The sequence below is a fragment of the Brevundimonas sp. DS20 genome (assembly GCF_001310255.1).
Taxonomy (GTDB): Bacteria; Pseudomonadota; Alphaproteobacteria; order Caulobacterales; family Caulobacteraceae; genus Brevundimonas; species Brevundimonas aurantiaca.
The window spans coordinates 521,456-534,241 of record NZ_CP012897.1 but is presented as its reverse complement, the minus strand read 5'-3'; the positions used below and the strand labels follow the sequence as shown (position 1 = coordinate 534,241).

The following is a 12,786-nucleotide window of genomic DNA, read 5'->3' as shown; positions in this document are numbered from 1 at the left end:
CAAACCTGATCGAGCCGGAGTCTAAGCCATGATCACCAAGCGCCAGTTGGCCGGACTGGGCCTCGGAGCCGCCGCCGCCGCCGTCGCCGCCTGCGCCCCGACGGTCCGTCTGGAGGTTGCGCCCATCCAGATCTACGCCAAATTGGACGCAGACGTGCGCGTCCGGCTGGATCAAGAGTTGCAGCAGCTGCTGCAACAGAACCCCAACCTCTTCTGATCGCCTCGCTTTTTCCTGAAAGGACAGGCTGACATGAGCTTTCGCAGATTTATCGCCGTCGGCGCCGTCGCCGCCGCCGTCTCCATGGCCGGCGCCGCCCTGGCTCAGACCAGCGCCCAGAAGGCCATGATCGATCAGGCCAAGGCCGCCGGGGTCGTGGGTGAACAGGCGGACGGCTATCTGGGCTTCCGCACCTCAAGCGCCGACGCCGATCTGCGCGCGGCCGTCGAAGCGACCAACGCCGGCCGCCGCGCCGCCTACGCCCGCAGCGCCGCCGAGGCGGGCGCCACCCCCGACGTGGCCGGGGCCCGGATGTTCCAGAGCCAGCTTCTGCCCCGGATACCGGCCGGCCAATGGTATCGAAACGCCCAGGGCCAGTGGGTCCAGCGCTGAGGTCTTGGGCGACCTGACGCCTCAGGCCGCCGCCCGCCGCGCCGAAAGCGCGGGCTTCAGCAGTCCCTCCGCCAGGGCGCGCACCACCGGCACGGCGACGGCGTCGCCCATCAGCTTCAGGGCCGCGCTCTGGCTGGGCGGCAACAGATAGTCGTCCGACACGCCCATCAGGCGCGCCGCTTCGCGGCCGGTCAGCCGCCGCACCCGGGCGCGTCCCCCGTCGCAGACGACGACATATTGGCGCGACGAACCGCCGGCCGGCGTTCTGAGGCAGCCCGCCAGGCCGTCGAACCGGATTTCGAGCCGCTGGACCTTGCGGCCGTTTTCTCGGCGAACCCGGCGATAGGCCGCGCCGACCGTGCGCCGGCCCGAGGCGATCGCCGCCTCCAGCCGGGCGCGGTGCAGCGGAGCGGCCAGGGCCAGGATCGCCTCGCCGTCGTCGAGCCAGACGGCGGTCTCGTCCGGTTCGAGCAGGGCGTCGAGATCAAGATTGCGGCGCGAGGGGACCGGCAGGCTCCACCAGGTCCAGGCGTCACGCGCCGCCTGCGGCAGACGGGCCTCAGCCGCGATCAGCCGGGACGAGTGGAAAGGCCCGTTCGGCGCGCGCGTCTGCGGCGCCGCCGCAGCAATCTCTTCGGCCATGGCGACGACGAACAGACGCGGGCGCGACTGGGGCAGCCAGTGGGCGGCGTCCATCTCCAAGGCCCCGATCCGCCAGCCGCCGGCCGCCATGGCCGTGCAGACGGCGGCGAAGTCCTCGCCCTGCGCTGCGCCCGAGGTCAACAGACCGATTACATTCTCCAGAACGATGATCCCGGGCGCGCGTCCCTCGCGCGACAAGCCCTCGATCAGACGCCAGAAACCCCAGAAGGCGCCGGACCGCCCCGCCGTCAGCCCGCCGCGCCCACCCGCCAGGCTGACGTCCTGGCAGGGGGACGAAGCCCAGGCCAGGTCCGGCGCGCCGGGCAGGTCCGCCGTCGTCAGGTCCCAGACGTCGCCGAGATGGAAGGGGACCCGTGGATGATTGGCCGTGAAGGCGGCCGCCTTGGCCCGGTCCATGTCATTGGCGAAGACGGTCTCTATTCCCGAGACGCCGCCGGGATTGGCCCCGTTCAGGCCCAGGCCGGCCAAACCGCCGCCGGCGAAGAACTCGTATGCGGTCAGGCGAATCGACATTCCCGCACCATAACTCAGCCGCCGCCCTTGACCGAAGAGGATGTCGCCCACACTTGCGGGGCGAATCAAAAAGAGGCTGTGCATGCGTCCGATCGCCCCCGCCCTGACGGCGGCCGTCCTGACCCTGGTGGGCGGCTGTTATGACCGCAAGGATCAGACGCCGGAGGCGGCGCCGCCGCCCGAGCCGGCCCCCGTCCTGGCGGGCGTCGATCTGGGCAAGCCGGTGCGCGCTCTCGGAACCGAACCCTTCTGGAGCGTCGAAATCACGCCGGACGGCCTGACCTATACCCGTGTGGATCAACCGGCGCAGCATGCGCCGAACCGGGGCGCCACGGTGCAGGGTACGGTCGCCACCTACGCCACCTCGACCGATCTGAACGAAGCGCTCAACGTCGTCCTGATCGCTACCGAATGTTCGGACGGCATGAGCGATCGCACCTATCCGCTGACGGCCAAGGTCGAGATCGGCGACGACACCCTGACCGGCTGCGCCGCTTCGGTGGCGGCTCTGGAGGCGGAGCCGGCCCCCTGAAGCCGGCTTCCGCCATAGGCGCCAGACGCCCGCCTCACCACCAGTCGGCTTCGCGCAGGGTGCGGGCGTAGCGGCGGCTGACCGGGACGTTCAGCCCGCCCTCCAAGGTCAGGGTGGCGCGGCCGTCGCCGCGTTCGACGCCGCGCACGGCCGAACGGGCCACCCACCAGCTGCGGTGGGTGCGGGCGCCTTCCAGTCCCTCCAACTCTTCGACCGCGTCGGACAGGCGCATCAGGATCAGGTCCGAGCCGCGATCGGTGTGAAGGCGCAGATAGTGGTCCTCGGCCTGAACGGCGTAGAGGGTCGCGCCCTTCAGCCTGGGCGGCAGGCGATCCAGAAAGCGCGCCGGACGGGTCGGCTGGCTGGAGGGCGCGGCGTGGGTCTGAACCGGCTGGGCGCGGCCCAGGAAGACATTGACCGTCGTCACCGCCAGGGTGACGATCAGGACCGGGCCGAACAGCTGGGGCAGGGCGGACAGCGGGTAAAGCCGCTGGGCGAAGAAGAGGCCCGTCGCGGCCCAGACGATCAGGCTCAGCGGGCCGGTGATGACTGCCGTCATCAGGCCGACCGTCAGCCACGGCCGGTCGTCCACGTCGATGAAGCGCGTGACCAAACCGCTGCACAGGTGGCCCCAAAGGCCGCCCAGGATCATCACCAGAACCCAATAGGCCAGACGTTCCAGATAGGGCGCGCCGGCGCTGCCGAAGGCGCCGGTCGAGGCCAGGAAGACGCCGACCAGGACAGCCACGACAAGCCCGCGCAGAAAGGTTCGACGGCGGTCGGCGGCGGGTGACGTCATGAGGGCCTTCTGTCTTCCAAGGCCGATCTGAAACCATGATTTCCTTCAGGGCGGAAGGGGGCGGACGTTCGCGAAGTCGATGTGGTCGTTCGCGCAGAGGCGGGTGCGCGGCGATCGCAGCCCCGTCAGGAAGGGGGCGAGTTTTCCCGGAGCCTTCGTCCCATGTCCCGCCTCGCCCGTCATCTGCCGTCCGCCGCCGGTCTTCTCCTGCTCGGCGTTCCGATCCTCTTCTATCTGACACGAGACGATGGTCAGATCGCACGGCTGGGCTTCCGTCCGCACGCGCCGAAGCTGGACCTCTTGGCTGCGGCGCCGACGGCGATCCAGGTCCATGTGGCGGCCGCCCTGACGGCCCTGGGGATCGGGACCGTGCTGCTCGCGGGGATAAAGGGCACGCGGCTGCACCGGACGCTGGGCTGGGCCTGGGTGCTGGCCATGGGAACGACGGCGATCAGCTCCTTCTTCATTCACGCCATCAATCCCGGCGGGCCTGCGGGCCTGTCCTTGATCCATCTGCTCAGCGGTTGGACGGTGGTCGGCCTGCCCATGGCGGTCTACGCCGCCCGCCGCCATAGGGTGCAGGCCCATCGGCGGGCCATGACCTCCATGTTCGTCGGAGGACTGATCGTGGCGGGCCTTCTGACCTTCCTGCCGGGCCGGCTGATGTGGGCGGTCTTCTTCAGCTAGAAGGCGACAGCCCCGCCACGGCGCGAAAGCCGGCCGCCGCGAACCGGACCATATAGTCGCCGGCCGTCTGAAGATCCCCGGATCGGGCGCGACCGCCCGACAGTCGGTCCAGACGTCCGGTCTCGCCCAGGGTCAGGGTCAGGGCGCCCGACAGATTGTGATAGCCCCAGTAGAGATCGACCTCGCTGGCCTCGGGCAGGACCTGGGCGATCAGTTCGATCAGCCGCCGGATGGCCGGGTCGAAATACCGGGCCATGGTTTCGCCGCCGAAGGTCGGGTTGGCGTTGGTCTGGGCCACCAGGGCGGAATAGTGTTTCCAACCCGGCCCGCCCTTGAGCGACCATTCGAACGGCGGTCGCAGAAAGGCTTCCAGCAGCCCCTCCAGCGTCATGGGCTGACCGGTCTCCTCAGCCTGGGCGGCGTAACGGTTGATGGCGGCGACCCGTTCATTGTTCCAGACCTCGGCGCGACGCAGAAAGACCGCGTCGAACAGGTCTCGCTTGGCTCCGAAATAATAGTGGACCAGGGCGGTGTCGACGCCGGCCTCGCGCGCCACCTCGCGGATGGTGACGCCGTAGAAGCCGTGTTTGGAAAACAGATCCTCGGCCGCATCCAAGATCAGGTCGCGGGTTTCACCCGCCGCCTTGGCCTGGGCCTTGGGCGGACGGCCGCGCCGCGCAGGCGTCGCATCCGGCGCGGCCGTCTTGCGCCGGGCGGCGGCGACGGGACGGGGCGCGGCGGGGATCTGGCTCATGCGGCGACGCTAGAGCATGATCGTTTCGGACGGAACCGCTTTGCGGTTCCGACAGAAGCGTGAATCATGCTCTCGCTTTAATCTGGAGCCTGATTCACCGTTTCAGCGGAACCGCGAAGCGGTTCCTCCTCAACGGATCAGGCTCTAGGCCAGGGCCGGCGCCGGTGCAACGGCGCCACGCTGCACGGTCCGTGTGGGCGGATGACGACGTTGCGGCAGCCCCGGGGTTTGACAGACGGTCGAAACCGGGTCAGGTTCAAGAAAATCATTGAACGCTGAATAAAAGCGTCAACCAGGCTGGAAACGACAAAGGGGTTAAGGATCATGAATCGTCATGTGAAGTGCGCGCTGCTGGCCGGCGCGGCGTGGGGCGTGCTGGCGGGGGCCACGGTCGCCCAGGACGCGGAGGCGACCGCTCAGGCCGCGAATGCTCAGGACGCCGCCACCGTCGACGACATCGTCGTCACCGCGCGCCGCCGCGCGGAAAGCCTGCAGGATGTGCCTGTCGCCGTGACCGCCGTCACCGGCGAACAGCTTGAGGCGCGCGGCGCCCTGGACATCACCGAACTGGCGCGCTCGACGCCCAGCCTGACGCTGAACGCCGCGCGGGGCTCGAACTCGACCCTTATCTCCTTCATTCGCGGCGTGGGCCAGCAGGATCCGCTGTGGGGCTTCGATCCCGGCGTCGGCCTGTATATCGACGACGTCTATGTGGCCCGTCCGCAGGCCGCCGTTCTGGACATCTTCGACGTGGAGCGGGTCGAGGTGCTGCGCGGACCGCAAGGCACGCTTTATGGCCGCAACACCATCGGCGGCGCCATCAAATACGTGACCAGCCGCATCAATGCCGACGAGCCCGAGGGACGCCTGCGCGCCTCCTACGGCAGCTATAACCAGCGCGACGTGATCGCCAGCGCCCAACTGCCCTTCAGCGACGAGTTCAAGGTCTCGGCCGCCTTGGCCCGCTATCTACGCGACGGCTACGGCAAGAACCTGAACACCGGCAACGAACACTACAACAAGGACGTGACCGCCTTCCGCGCCAGCGCGGAGTGGAGCCCGACCGACAGCCTGTTCTTCCGTCTGGCCGGCGATCTGGTGAACGACGACTCCAACGCGCGCCACGGCCACCGCGAGTTCGCCCCGTCGCCCGCCGATGTCTATGACACCAACGCCGGCGCCGGCGACAAGAACCGCGTCCAGACGCGCGGCGTGTCGCTGACCGGCGAGTGGGAGATGAGCGACATGTTCACCTTCAAGTCGATCACCGCCTATCGTGAAGGCCTGACGCGCGGCAATATCGACTTCGACAACCTGCCCCAGCCCATCCTCGACATCCCCGCCGCCTATGACGACGACCAGTTCAGCCAGGAATTCCAGGTTCTGGTCAGCGCGGGCCGTCTGAACGGCGTCGCCGGCGTCTACTATATGGACGCCAACGCCTCTGGCGCGTTCGACACCGTCGTGGGTCTGGCCAATCTGACGACCCTGACCTCGGGTTCGGTGGCGACCAAGAGCTACGCCGTCTTCGCCGACTTCTCCTATGACGTCACCGACGCCCTGTCGGTCTCGGTCGGCGGTCGCTTCACCAAGGACGAGAAAGAAGGTACGGTCTTCCGTCAGCGTTACTTGGGTATCCGCAGCCCCTATTTCGGCAATACGACTGCCGTGCCGTTCTTGGGCGAGGCTCCCCGCACCAACTACACCCGCACGCGCGAGTTCGAGAAGTTCACGCCCCGCATCGCGGTCAACTACAAGTTCGGCCCCGACCTGACGGCCTATGCCTCGTGGGGCGAGGGCTTCAAATCGGGCGGCTTCGACATGCGCGGCGATGCGGTCCTGTATCCCGCCACCGTCAACGGCTATGCGCCGGAAACGGTCGAGACCTACGAGATCGGGCTGAAGGGTTCGCTGCTGGATCGTCGCCTGACCTTCGCCACCGCGATCTTCGATTCCAGCTACGAGAACCAGCAGATCACGACCCAGTATCCGGCCGGCGCGACGATCGCCTCGGTGGTGGACAATGTCGGCTCGTCCTCGATCCGCGGTTGGGAGTTCGAAGGCCGCTTGCGCGCCACCGACGCCCTGACGTTCAACGCCTCGCTGAGCTACATCGACGCCAAGTTCGACGAGTTCCTGGCCTACATCCCGACAGGCCCGCTGAACACGACCTGCCCCACAGTTGTCGGCTGTTTCGTCGATGTGTCGTCGCAGCGCGACTTCCAGAACACGCCGGAATGGACCGGATCGATCTCGGCCAACTACAACTGGGTCATGGAGAACGGCTCGTCGATCGCCTTCATCCCGTCGATCGCCTATCGCGGTGCCTACCAACAGTTCGAGACGCCCGCGCCGCTGCTCGATCAGGATGCCTACTGGATGTATGACGCCAGCATCGTCTGGACCTCGTCCGATGACCGCCTGACCTTCGGCGTCCACGGCAAGAACCTGGGCGACGAACGCTATCGCGTCGGCGGCTACACCTTCCCCGGCGCCCTGACCGGCGACTCGATCATCGGCTTCTACGGCCCGCCGCGCACCGTCACGGCGACCCTGGGTCTGAAGTTCTGATCCCCATTCATCACGCCTGACGACGAGGGGCGGCGGTCTCCGGGCCGCCGCCCCTTTTCGCTCCGCCAGGCCTATTTTGCACAGGGCGGACTTGCGGCTAGGCTCTCCGCAACGAACAACAAGACGCCGAGGGGAAACGCCGATGACGACGGAGACGCTGACGGTCCAGGATGCGCGGCCCGAGCGGCCTGAGCGGCCCGGCTACCGCTACTATGTGCTGGCGGTGCTGATCTTGATCTACATGCTGAACTTCCTGGACCGGCAGATCATCGGCATCCTGGCCGCGCCGCTGAAGGAAGAGTTCGGCATGTCCGACAGCCAGTTCGGTCTGTTGGGCGGCATCGCCTTCGCCTCGGTCTATTCGACCCTGGCCATTCCCCTGGCCTGGCTGGCCGACCGGTTCAGCCGGGTGTGGATCATGACCGGGGCGCTCGCCGTCTGGTCGGGCTTCACCGCCCTGTGCGGCATAGCCGGCTCGTTCGGCCAGCTGTTCCTGTGCCGGATGGGCGTGGGCGTGGGCGAAGCGGGCGGGGTGGCGCCGGCCTATTCGCTGATCGCCGACTATTTCCCGCCGCATCAGAGAGCGCGGGCCCTGGCCGCCTTCGCCTTCGGGATTCCGCTGGGCATGGCCGCGGGCACCCTGGTTGGGGGACTGCTGGCGGCGACCTACGGCTGGCGCACGGCCTTCATCGTCGTCGGCCTGTCGGGTCTGCTGGTCGCGCCCCTGCTGCGGCTGACGGTCAAGGATCCCAAGCGCGGCGGAACCGATGCAGTGAAGACCGAAGCCCAGGTCGCGGCTCTGGCCGCCTCGCCGGTCGGGACGGATCGGGCGGGCAAGATCGCGGCCCAGATCATGCTGGGCCTGGGCGCCGGTCTTCTGGTCCTGGGGGGGCTGGACTGGCTGCTGGGTCTGTCGCTCGGCAATCCGCTGGTGCTCGGCTTCGGCGGCCTGCTGGCTGGGGTGATCGGCGCCTCCTTGATGGTGGCGCGGCGCACCGCATCGGTGGTGATCAAGAAGCCCAGCTTCTGGCTGCTGGCCTTGGGCGCAGCCTCGTCGTCCGTCTGCGGCTACGGCGTCGCCGGCTGGTTGCCCCTCTTCTTCATGCGCAGTTTCGACCTGAGCCTGCGCCAGACCAGCTGGTACTATTCGGGCATCGCCCTGATCGGCGGCCTCCTGGGCATTTGGCTGGGCGGAATGATCGCCGACAAGCTGTCGAAGAAGGGCAAGGGCGCCTATCCCCTGACCCCGGCCGTGGCCTTTCTGATCTCGGCGCCCTGTTTCATTCTGGCGATGAACTCCCCCTGGCTGATCGGCCTGGTCCTGCCGGGCGGGGGCAGCCATGCGCAGCAGCTGATCCTGGCCTTCCTGATCTTTCTTCTGCCCACGGGGCTGAACCTGGCCTGGCTGGGGCCGATCACGGCGGCGGTCCAGCATCTGGTCCCGGCGGCCATGCGCTCCACCGCCTCGGCCCTGTTTTTGTTGATCAACAATCTGCTGGGGATCGCGGTCGGCTTCTACTATTTCGGCTGGATGAGCGACCTCCTGGCGCCCCGGTTCGGAGAGGAGAGCCTGAGGTGGGCCATCTACACCGGCATGAGCTTCTATGTGCTGGCGGCCATTCTGCTGTTTGGGGCCTCGCGGACGCTGAAGCGGGACTGGGTGGACTGAAGGGTCATAATCAGACGGTTGCACCTGCGAAGGCGCGGGGCCTATAAGCCCCGCAAACTCTTCCCAGCAAAGATTGCGGCGGTCTCCATGAACATCCACGAATATCAGGCCAAGCAGGTTCTCAAGGGCTTCGGCGCCCCCGTCGCCGCAGGCGTGCCCATCACCTCGGCCGATCAGGCCGAGGCCGCCGCCAAGCAACTGCCTGGCCCGCTCTATGTGGTGAAGTCGCAAATCCACGCCGGGGGCCGCGGCAAGGGCAAGTTCAAGGAACTGCCGGCCGACGCCAAGGGCGGCGTGCGCCTCGCCTTCTCGATCGAGGAAGTCGTCGCCCACGCCAAGGAGATGCTGGGCAACACCCTGGTCACCGCCCAGACGGGCGAGGCCGGCAAACAGGTCAACCGCCTCTATATCGAAGACGGCGCCGACATTGATCGTGAACTGTATTGCTCGCTGCTGGTTGATCGCGCCTATGGCCGCATCGCCTTCGTCGTCTCGACCGAGGGCGGCATGGACATCGAAACCGTCGCCCACGACACGCCCGAGAAGATCCAGAACATCGTCATCGACCCCGCCACGGGCGTGACCGACGCCGACGTCGCCGCCATCAACGCCGCCTACGGCCTGACGGGCGCCGCAGCCGAAGACGGCAAGTCGCTGTTCCCCGCCCTGTACAAGGCCTTCGTCGAGAAGGACATGGACATGCTGGAGGTGAACCCGCTGATCGTCATGAAGGACGGCCATCTGCGCGTCCTGGACGCCAAGGTCAGCTTCGACGGCAACGCCCTGTTCCGCCACGACGACATCAAGGCCCTGCGCGACGAGACCGAGGAAGACGCCAAGGAAATCGAAGCCTCCAAGTGGGACCTGGCCTATGTCTCGCTGGACGGCAACATCGGCTGCATGGTCAACGGCGCCGGCCTGGCCATGGCGACGATGGACATCATCAAACTGTACGGCAAGGAGCCGGCCAACTTCTGCGACGTCGGCGGCGGCGCGGGCAAGGAGAAGGTCGCGGCGGCCTTCAAGATCATCACCGCCGACCCGAACGTCCAGGGCATCCTGGTCAACATCTTCGGCGGCATCATGAAGTGTGACGTCATCGCCGAGGGCGTGGTCGCGGCCGTGAAGGAAGTGGGCCTGAAGGTGCCGCTGGTCGTGCGTCTGGAAGGCACCAACGCCGAACTGGGCAAGAAAATCCTGAACGAGTCGGGCCTGACCATCCAGGCCGCCGATGATCTGGACGACGCCGCCCAGAAGATCGTCGCGGCGGTCGGCTAAACGTCAAGAGACCGTCTTTGATGGCTCTGACGGCGGCGCTGCTTGCAGCGTCGCCGTTTCTCGTTGCGGAGGGCTGCGACGCCCCGCCATAGTCGTCGCCTATGGACGGAGGGAGCCTTGCCGGATTTCGAAGTGGTCGCGATGGCTTTGGCGCCCGCGCGTCATCTCGCGGCCTTCACCGACCATTATCGGGCTAAGCACCCGGCGCGGATCAGAATCTATTTCGACGGCGAGGATGCACCTGACCCGGTCCAGGTCGGGCTCGATCCCAAGGATCTTATAGTCTGCGACGCGGCCTTCTGGGCGACGCGCGGTGGTCGGCCCCAGGCGGTCGAGGATCGCCAGAGGGTCGTCTATGCCGAGGCCTATTCCACCCTGGCCTCCGATTGGCTGCTGGTCGTGGACATCGACGAGATGATCCTGGGCGATGTCGACGTGTCCGCTGTGCTCGGCACCGTGGCGGCCGAACGCGAGGCGGTCATCTTCCCCTCGCTCGAGGCGGTGTGGCGGGCCGGCGACGACCTGACGCGCGAGTATGGAGCCACGCTGGCGCGCAAACCCTATCACGGCCCTTTGTCGGACCAGTTCGCAGACCTGATCTATCCGGGACGCGGGCGCTTCTTCGTTCGTGGTCTTCTGGCGCATCACATGGGCAAGCACGCGGTGCGGCGTGGCCTGCCTGACGTCATGGTCTGCATCCATGAGTCCAAGCGCGGGGACCGGCCGTTGAAGGCGGCGCGGGCGCGCGATCCCGGGACGGGGCGCACGGCCTGGCTGCTGCATCACGACGCCATCGGCTTGGACGCCTGGCGGGCCAAGTGGGACCGGCGCGTCGCGGCGGGCGACACCGCCGAAATGGGGCGCCGTCGCCGCCGCCAGCAGGCGGCCTATGTTCAGGCGCGAGAAGCGGGTGAGGAAGCCGCCCTGTTCGCGGACCTCTACGCCCTGAAACCCTGGCAGCAGGCGATCTTGCGACGGCTCGGGTTGTTACTGAATATCTGACCGGGCTTGCCTGGTCTGTCCACGCGGCCTATGTGCTCCACATAACCCGTGTAAGCCGCCCGCTCGCGAACATGACCCGCAACATCACCCTCGCCATAGATGACGCCCTGCTCGACAAGGTGCGTGTTCTGGCCGCTATGAAGCGGACCAGCGTCAATGAGATGGTGCGCGGTTTCCTGGCTCGACTGGTCGAGGAAGAGACGGAACACGACGAGGCGACCGAAGCCTTGCTGAAGCTGGCCCGCGAAAGCGAAGGCCGGATGGGCGACTGGCGCCCCGCCAGAGAAGATGCATATAGCGGCGAGCCTCGTTTTGATCGCTGGCGCTGACGTCTTCCTGGACACCAACATCCTGATCTACGCCGCGCTCGGTTCTGTCGATGAACCGGCGAAGTACGATCGTGCGCTTGAGCTTCTGACCCGACGCTTCGGCACCTCGGGTCAGGTTCTGGCCGAATTCTATGTCACCGTCCAACGCAAGGGTGCGCGCCCTCTGACTCCGGAGGAGGCGCAGGAGTGGGTGTTTCGGTTGTCCAAGAAGCCCTTCCAGCCCATCGACTACAGGGTGGTCCGCAGCGGTATCGAGAACGCCCAGCGTTACATGATTTCCTACTGGGACGGCACCATCATCGCCGCCGCCGAACGGCTGGGCGCCAAGGTGCTCTATTCCGAAGACCTCAATCACGGTCAGACCTATGGGTCGGTCCGTGTCGAAAACCCCTTCCTTCCCGCCTAACCCAACCAGCGAGACCCCATGTCCATCCTCGTCAACAAAGACACCAAGATCATCGTCCAGGGCCTGACCGGCAAGACCGGCGGCTTCCACACCGAACAGGCCCTGGCCTATCACGGCACCCAGATGGTCGCCGGCGTTCACCCGACCAAGGGCGGCACGAACTGGACGGGCTCGCACGGCGAAACCCTGCCGATCTACGCCTCGGTCGCCGAAGCCAAGGACGCCACGGGCGCCGACGCCTCGGTCATCTATGTCCCGCCGTCGGGCGCCGCCGCCGCCATCATCGAAGCCATCGACGCCGAAATCCCCTTCATCACCTGCATCACCGAGGGCATTCCGGTGATGGACATGGTCAAGGTCAAGCGCCGGCTGGAAGGCTCCAACTCGCGCCTCTTGGGCCCCAACTGCCCGGGCGTCCTGACGCCGGACGAGTGCAAGATCGGCATCATGCCGGGCAATATCTTCAAGAAGGGCTCGGTCGGCATCGTGTCGCGTTCGGGCACCCTGACCTATGAGGCCGTGTTCCAGACCACCAATGAGGGCCTGGGTCAGACCACGGCCGTGGGCATCGGCGGCGACCCGGTCAAGGGCACCGAGTTCATCGACGTGCTGGAGATGTTCCTGGCCGATCCGGAGACCACCTCGATCATCATGATCGGTGAAATCGGCGGCGGGGCGGAAGAAGACGCCGCCCAGTTCCTGATCGACGAGGCCAAGAAGGGCCGCAAGAAGCCGATGGCCGGCTTCATCGCCGGTCGCACGGCGCCCAAGGGCCGCACCATGGGCCACGCCGGCGCCGTCGTCTCGGGCGGCAAGGGCGATGCGGAATCCAAGATCGCGGCGATGGAGGCCGCCGGCATCCGCATGTCGCAATCGCCGGCCCGTCTGGGCAAGACCCTGGTGGAAGTGCTGAAGGGCTGAGGCTTCGCGCTGCGCGCGGGCGCTCCGCTCGCCGCGCGGCGGCTCGCTGCTT

At 67.1% G+C, this 12,786-nt stretch carries 14 protein-coding genes; 11 read left to right on the top strand and 3 right to left on the bottom strand.

Annotation, left to right across the window (positions count from 1 at the left end; all coding sequences use genetic code 11):
* Positions 1 to 28 precede the first annotated feature (28 nt).
* The gene (locus tag JL11_RS02595; protein WP_054764280.1) at positions 29 to 217 is read left to right on the top strand and encodes a YnbE family lipoprotein; all 189 of its coding nucleotides are present in this window, start codon (positions 29 to 31) and stop codon (positions 215 to 217) included.
* Positions 218 to 250: 33 nt separating this feature from the next.
* Entirely contained in the window at positions 251 to 610 is a 360-nt protein-coding gene (locus JL11_RS02590) for a DUF1318 domain-containing protein (RefSeq protein ID WP_054764279.1), read from the top strand.
* A gap of 21 nt (positions 611 to 631) precedes the next feature.
* On the opposite strand, the gene JL11_RS02585 is transcribed toward JL11_RS02590, so the two are convergent.
* Positions 632 to 1,786 (bottom strand): DNA cytosine methyltransferase, encoded by a 1,155-nt coding sequence (locus JL11_RS02585; RefSeq protein ID WP_054764278.1) that lies wholly within the window; start codon positions 1,784 to 1,786, stop codon positions 632 to 634.
* Between the two features lie 82 nt (positions 1,787 to 1,868).
* Between JL11_RS02585 and JL11_RS02580 the strand changes: the two genes are divergently transcribed.
* The gene (locus JL11_RS02580) at positions 1,869 to 2,318 is read left to right on the top strand and encodes a COG3650 family protein (protein ID WP_054764277.1); all 450 of its coding nucleotides are present in this window, start codon (positions 1,869 to 1,871) and stop codon (positions 2,316 to 2,318) included.
* Between the two features lie 34 nt (positions 2,319 to 2,352).
* Here the strand turns inward: JL11_RS02580 and JL11_RS02575 are convergent, their stop codons facing one another.
* Positions 2,353 to 3,117 (bottom strand): LytTR family DNA-binding domain-containing protein, encoded by a 765-nt coding sequence (locus JL11_RS02575; protein ID WP_054764276.1) that lies wholly within the window; start codon positions 3,115 to 3,117, stop codon positions 2,353 to 2,355.
* 162 nt (positions 3,118 to 3,279) lie between these two features.
* On the opposite strand from JL11_RS02575, the gene JL11_RS02570 reads away from it, so the two are divergent.
* Positions 3,280 to 3,804 carry a DUF2306 domain-containing protein gene (locus JL11_RS02570; protein ID WP_054764275.1) on the top strand — a complete coding sequence of 175 codons (525 nt, stop codon included), beginning with the start codon at positions 3,280 to 3,282 and terminating at the stop codon, positions 3,802 to 3,804.
* Here the strand turns inward: JL11_RS02570 and JL11_RS02565 are convergent.
* Positions 3,797 to 4,558, bottom strand: coding sequence for a TetR/AcrR family transcriptional regulator (locus tag JL11_RS02565; RefSeq protein WP_054764274.1), 762 nt, complete (start codon positions 4,556 to 4,558; stop codon positions 3,797 to 3,799). The genes JL11_RS02570 and JL11_RS02565 overlap by 8 nt on opposite strands.
* Positions 4,559 to 4,882: 324 nt before the next feature.
* On the opposite strand from JL11_RS02565, the gene JL11_RS02560 reads away from it, so the two are divergent.
* From JL11_RS02560 to sucD, 7 genes are all read left to right on the top strand, one after another.
* Positions 4,883 to 7,129 carry a TonB-dependent receptor gene (locus JL11_RS02560; RefSeq protein WP_054764273.1) on the top strand — a complete coding sequence of 749 codons (2,247 nt, stop codon included), beginning with the start codon at positions 4,883 to 4,885 and terminating at the stop codon, positions 7,127 to 7,129.
* A gap of 142 nt (positions 7,130 to 7,271) precedes the next feature.
* Complete coding sequence (locus JL11_RS02555) at positions 7,272 to 8,798, top strand: spinster family MFS transporter (RefSeq protein WP_054764272.1); 1,527 nt, start codon at positions 7,272 to 7,274, stop codon at positions 8,796 to 8,798.
* A gap of 87 nt (positions 8,799 to 8,885) precedes the next feature.
* Positions 8,886 to 10,076 carry an ADP-forming succinate--CoA ligase subunit beta gene (gene sucC / locus JL11_RS02550; RefSeq protein ID WP_054764271.1) on the top strand — a complete coding sequence of 397 codons (1,191 nt, stop codon included), beginning with the start codon at positions 8,886 to 8,888 and terminating at the stop codon, positions 10,074 to 10,076.
* Between the two features lie 117 nt (positions 10,077 to 10,193).
* A complete protein-coding gene (locus JL11_RS02545) occupies positions 10,194 to 11,078 on the top strand; it encodes a hypothetical protein (protein WP_156314138.1) in 885 nt (294 codons plus the stop codon).
* 71 nt (positions 11,079 to 11,149) lie between these two features.
* Entirely contained in the window at positions 11,150 to 11,407 is a 258-nt protein-coding gene (locus JL11_RS02540) for a ribbon-helix-helix protein, CopG family (RefSeq protein ID WP_054764270.1), read from the top strand.
* Positions 11,391 to 11,813, top strand: a complete 423-nt coding sequence (locus tag JL11_RS02535; RefSeq protein WP_082382563.1) for a PIN domain-containing protein — start codon at positions 11,391 to 11,393, stop codon at positions 11,811 to 11,813. The genes JL11_RS02540 and JL11_RS02535 overlap by 17 nt, the downstream gene beginning before the upstream one ends.
* Before the next feature lie 18 nt (positions 11,814 to 11,831).
* On the top strand, positions 11,832 to 12,734 hold the full coding sequence (sucD, locus tag JL11_RS02530) for a succinate--CoA ligase subunit alpha (RefSeq protein ID WP_054764268.1): 903 nt from the start codon (positions 11,832 to 11,834) through the stop codon (positions 12,732 to 12,734).
* Positions 12,735 to 12,786: the final 52 nt, after the last annotated feature.